Source organism: Micromonospora rifamycinica (genome assembly GCF_900090265.1).
In the GTDB taxonomy this organism is placed as follows: Bacteria; Actinomycetota; Actinomycetes; order Mycobacteriales; family Micromonosporaceae; genus Micromonospora; species Micromonospora rifamycinica.
This window is the reverse complement of sequence record NZ_LT607752.1, coordinates 3,680,260-3,694,012: the sequence shown is the minus strand read 5'-3', so window position 1 is coordinate 3,694,012 and position 13,753 is coordinate 3,680,260. Positions and strand designations below refer to the sequence as shown.

General features: G+C 73.0%; 12 protein-coding genes. 4 read left to right on the top strand and 8 right to left on the bottom strand.

Going from position 1 to position 13,753, the window contains the following annotated elements:
- Positions 1 to 385: 385 nt before the first annotated feature.
- Positions 386 to 622, bottom strand: a complete 237-nt coding sequence (locus GA0070623_RS15110; protein WP_197699983.1) for an MbtH family protein — start codon at positions 620 to 622, stop codon at positions 386 to 388.
- 386 nt (positions 623 to 1,008) lie between these two features.
- Between GA0070623_RS15110 and GA0070623_RS15105 the strand changes: the two genes are divergently transcribed.
- On the top strand, positions 1,009 to 1,728 hold the full coding sequence (locus GA0070623_RS15105) for a VOC family protein (RefSeq protein WP_067313821.1): 720 nt from the start codon (positions 1,009 to 1,011) through the stop codon (positions 1,726 to 1,728).
- Between the two features lie 13 nt (positions 1,729 to 1,741).
- Here the strand turns inward: GA0070623_RS15105 and GA0070623_RS15100 are convergent, their stop codons facing one another.
- Both GA0070623_RS15100 and GA0070623_RS15095 read right to left on the bottom strand, forming a co-directional pair.
- Positions 1,742 to 2,683, bottom strand: a complete 942-nt coding sequence (locus GA0070623_RS15100; RefSeq protein ID WP_067313822.1) for a phosphotransferase enzyme family protein — start codon at positions 2,681 to 2,683, stop codon at positions 1,742 to 1,744.
- 137 nt (positions 2,684 to 2,820) lie between these two features.
- Positions 2,821 to 3,669, bottom strand: coding sequence for a helix-turn-helix transcriptional regulator (locus GA0070623_RS15095; RefSeq protein ID WP_067313825.1), 849 nt, complete (start codon positions 3,667 to 3,669; stop codon positions 2,821 to 2,823).
- A 143-nt stretch (positions 3,670 to 3,812) separates the two neighbouring features.
- Between GA0070623_RS15095 and GA0070623_RS15090 the strand changes: the two genes are divergently transcribed.
- Positions 3,813 to 4,595: an NAD(P)H-dependent oxidoreductase gene (locus tag GA0070623_RS15090; protein WP_067313827.1), complete on the top strand. Its 783-nt coding sequence runs from the start codon at positions 3,813 to 3,815 to the stop codon at positions 4,593 to 4,595.
- 49 nt (positions 4,596 to 4,644) lie between these two features.
- Here GA0070623_RS15090 and GA0070623_RS15085 read toward each other — a convergent pair whose 3' ends face one another.
- Positions 4,645 to 5,193: a hypothetical protein gene (locus GA0070623_RS15085; protein ID WP_157517631.1), complete on the bottom strand. Its 549-nt coding sequence runs from the start codon at positions 5,191 to 5,193 to the stop codon at positions 4,645 to 4,647.
- Positions 5,194 to 5,328: 135 nt separating this feature from the next.
- On the opposite strand from GA0070623_RS15085, the gene GA0070623_RS15080 reads away from it, so the two are divergent.
- Together GA0070623_RS15080 and GA0070623_RS31405 are read left to right on the top strand one after the other, a co-directional pair.
- Positions 5,329 to 6,504, top strand: a complete 1,176-nt coding sequence (locus tag GA0070623_RS15080; RefSeq protein WP_067313846.1) for a metallophosphoesterase — start codon at positions 5,329 to 5,331, stop codon at positions 6,502 to 6,504.
- A 27-nt stretch (positions 6,505 to 6,531) separates the two neighbouring features.
- On the top strand, positions 6,532 to 6,666 hold the full coding sequence (locus GA0070623_RS31405) for a hypothetical protein (protein WP_269458959.1): 135 nt from the start codon (positions 6,532 to 6,534) through the stop codon (positions 6,664 to 6,666).
- 307 nt (positions 6,667 to 6,973) lie between these two features.
- On the opposite strand, the gene GA0070623_RS15075 is transcribed toward GA0070623_RS31405, so the two are convergent.
- The 4 genes from GA0070623_RS15075 to GA0070623_RS15060 form a co-directional block, all read right to left on the bottom strand.
- Positions 6,974 to 7,615, bottom strand: coding sequence for a nucleotidyl transferase AbiEii/AbiGii toxin family protein (locus tag GA0070623_RS15075; RefSeq protein WP_067313832.1), 642 nt, complete (start codon positions 7,613 to 7,615; stop codon positions 6,974 to 6,976).
- Positions 7,612 to 8,178, bottom strand: a complete 567-nt coding sequence (locus tag GA0070623_RS15070) for a hypothetical protein (RefSeq protein ID WP_067313835.1) — start codon at positions 8,176 to 8,178, stop codon at positions 7,612 to 7,614. The genes GA0070623_RS15075 and GA0070623_RS15070 overlap by 4 nt, the downstream gene beginning before the upstream one ends.
- A gap of 156 nt (positions 8,179 to 8,334) precedes the next feature.
- Positions 8,335 to 9,522, bottom strand: a complete 1,188-nt coding sequence (locus GA0070623_RS15065) for a TIGR02679 family protein (RefSeq protein WP_231932364.1) — start codon at positions 9,520 to 9,522, stop codon at positions 8,335 to 8,337.
- 95 nt (positions 9,523 to 9,617) lie between these two features.
- Positions 9,618 to 13,745 (bottom strand): TIGR02680 family protein, encoded by a 4,128-nt coding sequence (locus GA0070623_RS15060; RefSeq protein ID WP_089004066.1) that lies wholly within the window; start codon positions 13,743 to 13,745, stop codon positions 9,618 to 9,620.
- Positions 13,746 to 13,753 lie beyond the last annotated feature (8 nt).

Sequence of the window (13,753 nt, the reverse complement as noted above, 5' to 3'; positions counted from 1 at the left end):
GTGGGGGAGGACGCGTACGGACCGCGCGGGGTTCAGGCCCGGACGGGGCCGGCCGGCGCGAGCCCCTCGCTGATCCCGGTCGGGCACAGGTGGCTCAAGGACGGGCGGATCCGCCGACGGCGCGACCGTCGTCGGGGCGGTGGTGGATCGGAGTCCGGCGCACCCGTGGTCGTGGGCGGAGCGCTCCGACGGCAGCCTGCGACCTCGTCGCCGTCACGCTCCTGCGGCGGGCGGGGGCCGGTACGGGGGCGAATCACGTCCGCACCGGAGAAGCCCCTGTCGGGCCGCCCGGCGGCGAACGAGGGGGCCGCCGGGCAGGCGGGTGCGGGGCGGTTCGTGCTCTGCGCCTGTCGCCGCCCCGGGAGTCGAAGAGTTCGTCGCCGGGTCAGGTCCGCGGGGCCACGTCCGGTAGCTCGCCGGAGCGCATCGCCTCGACGAGACTGCGCGGTCGCATGTCCACCCAGTTCGTCTCCACCCAGGCGAGCGCCTCGGCGCGGCCCGCGTCGGCCAGGGCGACCGTCCAGCCCGCGGGCACCTCGGCGAAGACGGGCCACAGGCAGTGCTGTCCCTCGTCGTTCACCAGGACCATGAAGCGGGCGTTCTCGTCATCGAAGGGGTTCACTGGGTGCTCCTCGCGGGTCCACCTGGACAGCCGCCCGTAGGTCGGTGCGGCCCGGTAAATACTGGTGGTTGTCCTTCACCGCGAACTTCCCGGCGACTCACCGTCACTTATCCATCACTTACCATCACTGGTCACGGTACGTGGAGATTCTGAGACCGTGAGTCGATGCTCTGCCGGTGAACAGCCCGGGTCGGGCAACCCCTCGACCAGGACAAGATGATCCGTCACGCGGGAATGGCGCCACGTCGAGCCACCCGCGTCCCGCCGTCCGGCCCATGGCGCGGCCGGTCGGATGCGTTCCGGGCCATCAGCCGATCGGATGTCCGAAGTCGACGATCGGCTGTTTCCGTGTGCGATGGCGGCCCTGTGACGCCTAGGAAGGAGGAATGACCAACGAGGTGACCGTTCCCCTGTTGCCGTGCGCGTCCATCGACGACATCGAGAGCTTCTACGGAGTTCTCGGTTTCCACACCACGTACAAGCAGCGCCGGCCCAACCCGTGTGTGGGGGTGCGGCGGGAAGACCTGCAACTGCAGTTCTTCGAGATCCCCGGGTTCGACCCGGAGCAGTCCTACGGTTCCTGCCTGGTGCTGACCGGAGACATCGAGGGACTGCACCGGGCGTTCGCCGCCGGTATGCGCGCCGCGTACGGCAAGGTGCTGGTCTCCGGAACGCCGCGGATGACCCGGCCCAGGGCGCGGAAGAACGCCGACGGGGTGGGCGGATTCAGCGTCATCGACCCGGGCGGCAACTGGATCCGGGTCTTCCGGCACGCCACCAGCGCGCCCGCGCCGGCCACCGCGCCGGAAGGCCGGCTGGCCAAGGCCCTGGCGAATGCCGTGGTGCAGGCCGACTCCCGGGGAGCCGTCGGACAGGCCGTTCGGATCCTCGACAGCGCCCTGGCCCGCCCGCACGCCGACGACGACCCGGTCGAGCAGGTGGAGGTCCTCGTCTACCGCGCCGAACTGGCCATGGTGCTGCACGATCCGGAAACCGCGGCCGAGATGCTGGCCCGCGCCCGGTCCGTCACGCTGACGGAAGGCCAGTCCGAAAGGGCGGCATCCGCCTTCGACAACGCCGCCGAACTCGCAGCAGCGAAGCGGTGACTCGTCACGCGTATCAGGTCATCGCCCGCGCTATGAGACCGTCTGGTCCCAGGTTCGCGGCGAGAAGCCGGACCGCCCTCGCCCGCCAGGTGTCGCCGTATTCGCCCGGTGTGAAAGCCTCCCCTGCGAGGAAGGCGATGTCGGCCAGACCACGGCTTGCGCGCCAGTACGCCAGGTGACGCGGGCGCACCGTCACCGGCCCGTACCCCTCGAAAAACCACTCTCGTTCCCGATCGCCGATGTGCTCGTCGCCGTACGCGCCGCCGAGGACGAACATCAGGTCGTGTTCGGGTGTGGACAGGGCGGCGTCGTCCCAGTCGACGAGCCACATCCGGCCGGGTGCCGCCAGGACGTTGCCCAGGTGCGGATCGGTGTGGCACACGGTCGACGGCTTCACCGCCGACGCCAGTGACCCCACCCGGTCGACCACCGCCGCGATGAGCTCCGCGTGGTCTGCCCAGATGCTCCTGGCCTCCGCCGCGATCACATCGGGCGGTGGCGAGGCGTGAAGCAACGCTTCGGTCGCCCGGACCGCAGCCAGATCCTGGTGGTGGCCGGCGACGGGCAGAACGGCCGCCAGCTCCGGCGTGACCGGGAGGGAGTGCGTCGCGGCGAGCAGCGCACCGAACTCGCGACACTGGGCTTCGTCCAGGCCGCCGTCGAGGCCGTTGCGGTCACCGACCCACGGGGTCACCGACAGCCGACGCCCGTCGCGCTCGGAGTAGAGGCGACCGTCTCGTGTGCGGACCGGCGCAGACACCGCTCGCACTTTCCGGTCGGCTAACGCGCTCGGCACCACGAGCCCGGCGGCGCTGCCACCGGCGGACCACTTGATCGCATACGCGGTTGTTTCCGTGCGGCCCAGGAAGTTCTGCGCTGCCCGATCCACCCCGCCGTTGATGACCTCCACGGCAGTCAGATGGATACCGAAGTCCTCGGCAACGTGAACGAGCACGACGCGGATGGTAGCCCGACGGTTCTTGCCAGGCGTGCAGATATTCCTGTTCAACCGCCTGATCCGCCTGCGGGCCGCATTCACCTCGACCGACTCGTGCCCAGCGGGGCGTACCCGGCGGCAGACGGGCGCAGGGCTCACGACGAGTTCGTGACCCGCAGTCCCTTGCCCGGAGCGTTCCCGTCGTTGTCGAGGGATGCCAACAGGCGCAGCCCGTCTTCGGCGGGGCTCCCCGGCGGCGCCGACAGGACGATCAGTTCCCTGCCCGACCCGTCCGGCAGGGCGAAGTTCTCCTGGTGCAGTTCCAGCAGCCCGACCAGCGGATGCCGGAAGGCCTTGGGTCCGTGTGCGCGGGCGCGCACGTCCGCCCGGGCCCAGAGGCGGCGGAAGCGCTCGCTGCCCATCGACAGTTCGCCGATGAGCGAGGCCAGGCGGGGATCGTCGGGGTGCTTTCCGGCGGCCAGGCGAAGGTGCCCGACCACGTCGAGGGTGCACGTCTCCCACTGCGCGTAGAGGCCCCGCACATCCTCTTCGAGGAAGATGTGCCGGGCGGTGTTCAGGCCGGTCGTGTCGCGGCCGTAGAGGAGCCCGGCGAGGCGGTTGCCGGCGACCACGTCCATCCGGTGGTCCATGATCAGGGCGGGGGCGTCGACGATCAGGTCGAGTACCCGGAGCAGCTCCGCCCGCAGGCGACCGGTGGGTGCCCTGGTGCGACGGCGGCGCTGCCGGGCCAGCCGGTACAGGTGACCGCGTTCGGTCTCGTCGAGTCCGAGGACACGGGCGAGCGCGTCGAGGACCTGTTCCGAGGGTTGGGTGGCGCGGCCCTGCTCCAGGCGTACGTAGTAGTCGACGCTGACCCCGGACAGGTGGGCGACCTCTTCGCGACGCAGCCCCTCGACGCGGCGCCGGTTGTCGGTCGGGATGCCGGCGACGGACGGGTCGACCCGGGAGCGCCGGGTACGCAGGAAGCCCGCGAGATCGTCCATGGCCTCCAGTATCGCTCCGGCGACACGGGTGCGGGTGGTCCTGCCGTTACCAGGAAGTCCCGTCCGACGGAACCGGCGTCCCTGAACGGCGCGGTCCCGGCCGTCGAGCATGGGTGGCGACACACGTCGTCGAAGGGACAGCCATGAAGACGCTCATCGTCTACGCCCATCCGGAGCCGCGTTCGCTGAACGGCTCGCTGAAGGATCTCGCGGTGTCGACGCTCCAGGCCGCCGGTCACGAGGTGCGGGTGAGCGACCTGTACGCGATGAACTGGAAGGCCGTGGTGGACGCGGCCGACTTCGGCGGGTACGCCACGAGCCCGCTGCGGGTGACCCCGAGTTCGGGCCGGGCGTACGACGCCGGCGCGCTCACCCCCGAGGTGCGGGCCGAGCAGGAGAAGCTGCTCTGGGCCGACACGGTGATCTTCCAGTTCCCGCTCTGGTGGTACACCATGCCGGCCATCCTCAAGGGCTGGGTGGACCGGGTGTTCTCGTTCCACTTCGCCTACGGCGTGGGCGTGCACGACGAGACCCGCTACGGCGAGCGTTTCGGGGAGGGGACACTGCTCGGGCGGCGGGCGGTCCTCTCGGTGACCATCGGCGGCCCGGAGTCGCAGTACACGGATCGCGGGATCAACGGTCCGATCGAGGACCTGCTGTTCCCGATCCACCACGGCATCCTCTACTACCCGGGGCTGGAGGTGCTGCCGCCGTTCGTGCTGTACCGCGCCGACCGGATCTCCGGTGACGAGTTCGCCGACGTCGCGAAGAGGTGGCAGGAACGACTGCTGACACTGGAGACGACCCCGCCCATCGCGTTCCGGCGGCAGAACTCCGGTGACTACGAGATCCCGTCACTGCGGTTGAGGGAGGGCCTGGAGGCACCCGGCCGCAGCGGTTTCGACCTGCACGTACGCGCCGGGTGAGGCTGCGGTCCGACCGCGGCGCGATCATGGTGTCGCGGTGTCCTGCCGGTCAACCCGGGGGAGACACCGTGGCGGCGGCGACCGTGCGCCCGGTGCCGTCGTGTGCGGTGACCGTCGGCGGCCGGTCAGAGCCCCAGACCACGATCAGGTGACCGTGGTGAGGAGCGGGCAGGCGACGGCCGTCGACCCGCAGTTCGGCGATCCCCCGGCCGACGAGCACCGCCGACCCGCGCACCCATCGCGTCACCCGGGACGGCGGGGAGCCGCCGTCGCGCACCACGCCGGCGGTCCCACCCGGCAGCACCTGGTACGGCCCGAGGCCGTCGCGGGCCCGCCCGAACTCCTCCGCGGTGGGGTCCTCGTCCGACGCCCCGCCGCCGCCGAGCATTCGCCAGACGCCGCGGTCGTCGACGGTCAGGAGGTGCGTCTCGTCCCAGTGACATCCGACGCCCCGGCGGAGGAACCGGGTGGCGGCGACGTCGCCGTCCACGTCGACCGCGACCGGCGCGAAGCGACGGCGTCGACTCAGCCGCACCGGGCCGTCCGGCATTCCCGAGGTGATCAGGCGCAGGCTCTCGGCCAGGGCGTCGTACGCCATCCGCCGACCGTACCCGAGCCGGGGCGCCCCCGGTCGCGGGTCGGTCACCTACGGGCGGATCCGTCCCGGCTTCCGGGGCGTGGTCGATCCGGCCCGGATCGTGTCATGCTGCACGGACCCGACGGGAGGACGGCGATGGCTGCTGGCGATGCCGTACAGGTCCGGCCGGCGCGAGGGCTGCTGCGACCGCTGGTGTCCGGGGCGACGCTGATCGCGGTCCTGGCGTTGCTGTTCGGGCTGCCCTGGTGGACGCTGACGGTGGCGGCGCGCTGGCCGACGCCGGTGGTGGCCGCCGGCACGGCGGTCTGCGTCGTCGCGGTGGTCGCGTTCCCCGTGCTGATGTCGCTCGGGCACGGCCGCCGTCGGCTGGACGCGGCGGCCCGCGCGGGGGACACCCTCCTCGGCCTGGTCTGGATCCTCTTCGTCTGGGCGCTGCTCGGCAACGTGGCCCGGCTCCCGCTGGCCGCCGCCGGGGTCGCCGACCCGGTGCGGTCCCGGGTGGTGGCGGTCGGCGTGGTGGCCGTCTCGGTCGTCCTGGCCGTCTGGGGGTACGCCGAGGCGATGCGGGTGCCCCGGGTCCGGCGGGTGGACGTCACCCTCGACCGGCTGGGTGCCGGTCTCGACGGGGTCCGGGTGGCGCTGCTGACCGACACCCACTACGGCCCGATCGACCGGGTCCGCTGGTCCGCCCGCACCATCGAGGTGGTCAACGGCCTGGCCCCCGACATCGTCTGCCACACCGGCGACATCGCCGACGGCACTGTCGACCAGCGCCGGGCGCAGGCCGCGCCGCTGGGCCTGGTGCAGGCCCGGCTGGCCCGGGTGTACGTGACGGGCAACCACGAGTACTACGGCCAGGCGCAGGGCTGGGTCGACCACATGCGGACCCTCGGCTGGGAGCCGCTGCACAACCGGCACCTCGTGGTGGAGCGGGACGGCGCACGGCTCGTCGTCGCGGGGGTGGACGACGTGACCGCCGCCTCGTCCGGCGTCGCCGGTCACCGGGCCGACCACGCGGCGGCGCTCGCCGGCACCGACCCGCAGTTGCCCGTGCTGCTGCTGGCGCACCAGCCGAAGCAGATCGGCGAGGCGGTCGCGGCCGGCGTGGACCTGCAACTGTCCGGGCACACCCACGGCGGCCAGATGTGGCCGTTCCACTACCTGGTCCGGCTCGACCAGCCGGTCGTGCAGGGCCTCAGCCGGCACGGCCGGACCCAGCTCTACACGAGTCGGGGGACCGGTTTCTGGGGTCCACCGTTCCGGATCTTCGCGCCGAGCGAGATCACCCTGCTCACCCTCCGGGCGGGTTAGCCGATCGCCGGCGACCACCTCCCTCCGGTGGTTCCTGGTCAGGGCGGCGGCGTCGGTGATCAGGTCGAGCACGCGCGGCAACTCCGGCAGAAGACCAGTGCGAGCAACAGCATGGCCAGCGCGACGAACGTGACGGTCTCGATGGTCTGGAAGGTCCAGTAGCGTTCGACGGGTTGGTAGAGACGGTCCAGCGTTGGACGCCGTGGTCGTGGAGGTAGACGGTGGGGTCGCCGCCCCCTCCCGGGACTTCGCCTCCATGATCACGGCGCCGAGGCCGGTGACGTGGCGGCCGTCGGCGTCGACGAACCCCTGGTCGAGGATCATGTCCCGGGTGTTGGCCGTGCCGTCGGTGAGGTCGCCCGTTCCCGGTACGAAGGCCTCGACGCGGGTGACCGGCGTGCGGAAGTGCGGGCGGATCCAGCCGGCGACGGTGAAGCGTACGGCCAGGAACGAGTGGGTCGGGGCCGAGTCATCGTTCCTCGTCGAGCAGTTCGCGGCGCCACTCCGCGAATCGGCTTCGGAGATCGTCCAGCGCTGGGCCGGTGACGCCGTACTGGGCGAAGTCGTCGGGGTCGAGCTGGGTGGCTTGTCCGAGGGCGTCGGCGAAGATGCGCCGTTCGAAGCCACGGTCGGCGCGCTGGGCCAGGGTGAGAAGGGCTTCGCGGGTGTAGCGGCCGGAGCGGAGGGTGGCGTCGATGTCGATGAAGTCCCGGGCGAACGCCCGTCCGTAGAGGGCGCTCATCTTGTTCGCTACTGCGTCGTCGGGGTGGAGGACGGGTCCGATCGCCATGAGGATCGGTTCGTTGGCCCGCCAGTCCACGCCGAGTTCGACCTTGGACACCCGCGCACCGTCGGTGACGGCCAGGCGGGCGAAGGTGTCGTACTGCCGCTCGGTCTCGACGGTCAGGCTGTCGACTCGGTAGGCGTGTACGACTGCGGCGGCGAACTCGTTGCGGCGGTCCCAGGCGGTGAACAGGTCGATGTCCTCGCTGGGCCGCTCGACGAGCCCGGCGGCCTGGACCGCGTAGCCGCCGGCCAGCGCGAAGCCGTATCGATCGGCCGCCGCGAGCCCGGTGCGGGCGAGGCGTTCGTGGAAGGGGTCCGCCGCTATGCCGCGTCGCTGCGGGTGGCGGCGAGTTCGGGGAAGGTTTCCTCCCAGCGCTGCCGGAGCACAGGTGGCAGCCAGAGGGTGGGCCAGTGCCGCCGGAGGAGGTCGGCGTCGAGCCAGGTGTTCAGGTCCTCGACGGTGCTGGCTTCGGTGAGTACCACCTTGTACATGCTGGCCAGGCGTGCGGGCCGATCGAGGTCGTACTCGGCGTGCCCGGACCAGTCGAGGTGACGCGGAAGCGTAACCGTGCCGTCGGTCGGGCCATGCAGCGCGGCCAGGGTTTCGGCCACGACGTAGGGCTTCCGGTCACCGTAGGGCCGGTAGTCCGCCGGCGGCTGGGGTGCCGTCCTGCGTCGGCTGATGTTGGTCGCCCGTCGGACTTCTGGTCGGAGCGCCTGACGGATGGTCTCTCGGCTGTATCCGGTGACCCGCTGCAGATCCACCGGCCGCCAGCCAGCCGCGTGAAACGCCCGCAACTGCTCGTCCCGCTCGGTCAACGCCTGCGCCCGCGTCGCCTCGTACCGGGAGACAACCGCCTGCAGCTCATCCTCGGAGAACCGGCCCATGGCCGTTAGCCTACCAAGCTAGGCCCAGCACGCTTGGCTTGCTGCCATATTCGATCTGCGAGGAGGCACTCGTTCGATTTGCGGCGACGCCCATGTTGGGTACGAGGGCCCACGACGTTCGACCTGCGGCATCCACCGAGCAACACCGGCCTGCCGCTATCTGGCTCCGGCCGCCCGTAGGTCGGCGATGAGCCGGTCGAGCAGCCGTTCCTCCATCACCGCTCGGCCGGCACGCCGCATCGACTCGCTCAGCGACTCGTCCCAGGGCGTCCGAGTGGGCGTGCCGAGCAGTGCTGTGCCGGTCCCCGCCGCCGGCAGGTAGTCAGCCGCAGCCATCCGCCACGGGACCGCGCCCGGATACCGCTGGAGAGCCGCCGCAGTCAGTCGTACGCCGGTCCAGTCGAAGTCGTTGCGCCATCGGATCACCGCCCCCTGAGCGGCCCACAACAGCGTGTGGACGGCGACCGAGGGCACCCCTTCGGTGCAGATCAGCGGTGGGGCATGGGCTCCGAGCGCGGTGGTGGCCGCGCGCAGCACGGCAGGGTTTTCGCAGACGTAGACCTGGTCACAGTTCAGCGTCAGCGGTGCCAGGCGCAGTTGGTGCAGGGTGACCCGGATCGGCACGCCGGCCTGCGCGGCCTCGGTGAGCCACCGCCCGAGCAGGCCGCCGGTGGCCGGCACGTTGAGCACCAGCACCTGGCTGGCGAGGTCGTCCGGGACCAGACCGACCGATTCCCACAACGCCCGTTCCCGCTCACCGTCGACCGGGAGCGCCGCCCGCTGCCAGGTGGCGACGGCACGGAGGACGAGCCCGCGTAGCGGCCCGTCGGTGAGGGCCTTCGTGTCCTCCAGCACCCGGTCGGCGAAGACCGGTATCGGCTCGTCGGCTGCGGGCAGCGCGTCCAGGACGCGGACCACGTCCCCGAACGGCAGTCCGGTGCGGACGACGCGGGTCAGGGTGCCGTCGCGGCGCAGGCCGTCGAGCCATTCGGCGTACCACGCGGTGTGGGCATGTCGGCTGTCGTTGGCCAGAGCGAGGACGGCGTCGCGGGCCACCGCCTCGCGTTTGAGGTCGGACGGTCGGTTGCGCAGCGGGGCTATCGCGGCCAGCACCTCGACCAGGCCGACTCCGTGCGCGGCGCGTAGGTGCTCGTCCACGTCGCCGAGGCGGACGCTGAGGCGGGCCGCCGCGGCGGAGCGGTGGGTGCCGGTGATGCCGATGACCACGAGACGTTCGTCGTCGGTGGGGGCGGAAAGCGTCACGGTGGTGTCGAGCCGGCCACCGGTGCGCTCCAGGCTGCGCCGGGCGGCCGCCAGCAACCGCCGCCAGCCGGGCTGATCCACGAGATCCGCCGGACCGTCCGGCCGGTGCCGCCCGGTCGGCACGAGCGACGGATGTGCGGCGGAGCGGTCCGGGAGCCGCGCGCCGTGCGCGTCGGTCATTCGTCGGTGAGGTCGAGCAGGACGCCGGTCCGGTCGGGCTCGCCCTGACCACCGGGGGCGCGGCGGGTCTCCGGGGAACCGAGCGCACGGGCCAGGGTTCCGTCGAAGTCGGCGATGTTGGTCGAGCCGTCCCAGACCAGCAGCACGGTGGACACGGCGTGTTCCACGGCGGAGTGCGACAGGTCGTAGTGGGCGGCGCCGCTGACCGCCGGGTGGGTGGCCCAGAGGTCGTAGCCGGTCATGAACAGGTCCAGGTCGAACTGTTTCGCCAGCGCCATCAGCTCACCCCGGCCGGTGTCGTCCACGCCGGCGAACGCCTCGTCGAGGCCGAGCAGCCGGGGCGCGTCGGGCCGCGCCGAGCCGAACAGCGCGTTGGCGGCGGCGAACAGCGGCAGGTGCAGGGAGACCGACTGTTCGCCGCCGGAGAGCTGGCTGTGTCGGGCCCGGGTCAGCGCCTCCGTGCCGCCGCCGGGCCGGTGCAGGGTGAACGCGAACGTCCGCCACTGCCGGTAGTCGAGGACGTCGCCGAGCAGTTCCCGGTAGGGCCGTTCGGGCGCGGCGGCCCGCGCTGTCTTGATCCGGGCGGCGAAGTGCCGGCGCATGGTGGTGAGCTGGGCCGGCCCGAGCCGGGCCGGGTCGCGTTCAAGGAGCTTGCACACGTCGCGTTGCTCGGCGTCGAGGTCGTCGGCGAGCCGCCAGCCGACGCCGACGGTGAGCCCCGACGACATGCGCCGGGCGCGCATCTGGCTGTCCATCGCCGCCACCAGGTCGCGGGCCTCGATGGTCCGGTGGTGGATCTGTCGGGCGAGTTGCCCGAGCAGGGCGTCCTCCAGCACCCGCTGCTCGGAGTCGGTGAGCAGTTGCTCCTGGTCGCGGCGCTCGCGGGCGATCCGGTCGGCGAAGTGGGCGACGGGGGTGAGGCCCTGCTCGTCGGCGACCCGGACCACGATCACCCCGTCGTCGGTGTCCCACTCGGGCCGGTGGTCGAGGCCGGCGGCGGGAAGTTGCGCCTGCAGGTCGGTCAGTGCGCTGGTGAGCCGCGTGGCGCTCTGCTTCAGCGATGTCTCGGTGGGGCTCAGCTCCCGGGTGGCGGTGAGGATCGCCTCGTGCAGGGCTGCCACCTGCGGATGCAGTGCGTCGTCCGGGGTCTGCGCCGGCCAGCGCAGGTCGGTGGGGCAGCGCAGCAGGCCCAGCAGATCCGGCTGGGCGTACGGGCGCAGCCGTTGGGCATCGTGCTGCGCCTCGGCAACGGCGGCAACCAGGGCCTGCTCACCCAGCTCCACCCGGGTCAGCGCGGCGACCCGCCGCTCCCGGGCGGCACCGAGTGAGGTGCGAGCCTGCTCGACGGCCTGCTCCGCCTCGATGATCGCGTCGGCGGTTCGGGCCACGTCGGCCAGCACCCGTTCCGCGTCGGCGCCCACGCTGTCGCGCAACGTCCGGTACGCCTCCGCCTTCTCCTGGTGCCGGGTCCGGGCCGTGCGTGCGGTCTCCGCCGCGGCGGTGAGCCGGTCGACTGCCTCGTCGTGCCGCTGCCGGGCCTGGTCCTCCTGCTCGGCGGCACGCGCGGCGGCCGTCCGCCCGCCCTCCAGACGTACCCCTCGCTTCTCGAAGCGGCCCACCGCTTCGGCGGTGTCGTCGAGCCGGTCGACCGGCAGCGACCGCTCGGCCGCGCTCCGGCGCAGCGCGGCCGCTGCTGCGGCACGCTCGGCCAGGGCCTGGTCGAGGCGGGCGGCGGCGGCCGCGCTGGCCTCCTGCCGGGCGCGCAGCGTCGCGGCGGCCCGGTCCAGCTCGCGCAGCGCGGTGTGGACCGGCGCGGGGGCCGGGAGTTGCGCGGCGGCCGCATCCACCGCCGCCAGCAGCGCCTCGACGGACGCCCGGTCGCGGTCCACCGCGCCGAGGTCGGCGTCGATGACGGCCAGCAGCCGCTCGCACTCGGCGACCCGGGCGGCGCGGCGGGTGGCCCGGGCGGTCGCGCCGATGTACTCGCAGGAGGTCTTGGCGAACCGGCCGGCGGTGATGCCCTGGGCGTACCGGCCGTCCACGCCGATGGTGACCGGCGAGGCGTCGGGCGTGGTCACGTCGGCCAGCGCCACCGAGGCGAGCACCTCAATGATCCGCGCGGCGGGCACGTCGTCCTGTTCCTCGGGGGCCAGCACGTCGGCGAGAGTGGCCCCGGCAGGCCGCCGGTGCGGCGGCAGCGGCAGCAGGTAACCGTCGAGGTCGTCGCGGGCCAGCGCGGTCGTCGCCGTCCCGGGGTCGGGGTGCAGCCAGGCGTCCAGCAGCCCGGCCGCGTGCAGCGCCGCCTCGACGGCCGCCGCGTCCGCGCCGGTCACCCCGTCGGCGAAACGGACCAGCCGCCACAGCGGTGCGCCGGAACGGCCGGTGCGTGGCGCGGGCCGGGTCACCGGGGCGGGTGGCGCGTCGTCGTGCTCGGCGGCGATCCGGTCCCGTTCGGCGGCCACCTCGGCCCGCCTGTCGGCCAGCGCCGTGCGCTGCGCCGCCAGCGCCGCGAGCCGGTCCCGCCGATGGGCCACCGCGGTGGCCGTGGCGTCGGCGTACACCTCGCGCAGGGTCCGCGCACCCGGCTCGCCGGTGGTGTTGACGGCGGCAACCAGCCCGGCAGCCAGGTCCGGGCGCGCGATGTCGGCCAGCAGCCCGGCGTTGCCCTGCGCCCACTGCTCGAGCTGGGCGCGCAGCCGGGCGCGGGCCTCCGCGACGGCGTCCTCGGCGTGCCGCTCGGCCTGCTCGGCGTCGGCGGCGGCGGCCGTGGCGCCGGCCACGTCGGCGGCGGCCCGGGCGTGGTCCCGGTCGGCCTGGTCGTGCCGCGCCACCTGCGCGCGGACGGCGCGCAGGTCGTCGCGGCGGGCGGCGACCCGCGCGGTGATCCGGGCCGCCAGGTCGTCCGGGGCGGCGTCGTCGGCGCTCCAGGTGATCCCGGCCGCCCCGGCGTCGAGCAGGAGATCGGCGGCGAGCCGGTCAGCGGCCGTCCGCGCGTCCCGAGCCGCGACCGTCGCCCGTTCTGACTCGGCACGCCGCCGCGCCGCCGCGCTCTCCTCGGCGACGACGGCCTCGTCGGCCCGGCCGGCCGCCTCGGCCAGGTCGTGCACGTGCCGTTGCAGGTCGGCGAGCTGCTCGTGGGACTGGTAGGCCGCCGAGGCTTTCAGACTGTCCAGGTGGGCGCGGAGCCGTCCGGGCTCGCCCTCGACAGCCCGCAGTCGCTCGTCCGCCGTGGACTCCGCCTTCGCCGCCGCGTCGGCCGTGTGGTGGGCGTCGCCGAGTGCGGTCGACCGGGTGGCGACCGCGTCGCGGCGGGCGGTCAGAGCGTCGGCGGCCGCCCGCGCGTGGGTGCGCAGATAGGTCGAGTAGACCGTCAGGAACGCGGCCGTCGCCACGTCCGCCGCCACCAGTCCTTCGAGGGTACGGGCGACCGCCTCCATGTCGTCGAACGAGCGGGCAGCCTCCACCAGCAGGTGGTCCTCGACCGGGCGCAGCCCCCGTTGCAGCGTGCGGGACAGCTCGACCGGGTTGAGGTCCTTGGCCAGCTGCGGCTTGCGCAGGGTCAGCACCAGGTCCAGCAGTTGCTCGTAGCGGGCCGGGCCGAGCCCGAACAGCCGGGCGTCGACGAGCTGACGGTAGTCCTCCGCCGAGTCCCGCACCGCCTCGGTGCCCAGCTGGTCGATCAGGTCGCGGCGGGTCAGCGGCCGGTCGTCGGCGTCCAGCAGGGAGAAGTCCACCCCGACCCGCCCGTCGACCACGAAGTGCCAGCGGGTGACCCGGTCGACGTGCCGGTGCGCCCGCAACCCGATGCCGACGGTCACGTACCGCTCGCCGTCGCCGAACTCCATCCACACGTACGCGTGGGTGACCTCCTGCCCCCGGTAGAGCAGGTTCGACTTCATCGTCCGGTCCTCGCTGGCGAACGGATTGAGCCGGCGCGGTTCGATCCGCCCGTCGAGGACGAACGGGAACAGCACCTCCAGCGCCTTGGTCTTGCCGGATCCGTTGGGTCCGCGCAGCACCAGCCACCCGTCGACGAAGCTGAACTCCTCGTCCCGGTAGTCCCACAGGTTGATGATCCCGGCCCGGGTGGGGGCGAACCGGCGGACGGCGCGTTGCTCGATCACGATCGACT

Bases quoted from the DNA above. Each gene is read 5' to 3' on its own strand.
- GA0070623_RS15085 (WP_157517631.1), bottom strand. From the start codon at position 5,193: ATGGCGTACGACGCCCTGGCCGAGAGCCTGCGCCTGATCACCTCGGGA.
- GA0070623_RS15080 (WP_067313846.1), top strand. From the start codon at position 5,329: ATGGCTGCTGGCGATGCCGTACAGGTCCGGCCGGCGCGAGGGCTGCTG.
- GA0070623_RS15105 (WP_067313821.1), top strand. From the start codon at position 1,009: ATGACCAACGAGGTGACCGTTCCCCTGTTGCCGTGCGCGTCCATCGAC.
- GA0070623_RS15070 (WP_067313835.1), bottom strand. From the start codon at position 8,178: ATGGGCCGGTTCTCCGAGGATGAGCTGCAGGCGGTTGTCTCCCGGTAC.
- GA0070623_RS15090 (WP_067313827.1), top strand. From the start codon at position 3,813: ATGAAGACGCTCATCGTCTACGCCCATCCGGAGCCGCGTTCGCTGAAC.
- GA0070623_RS15095 (WP_067313825.1), bottom strand. From the start codon at position 3,669: ATGGACGATCTCGCGGGCTTCCTGCGTACCCGGCGCTCCCGGGTCGAC.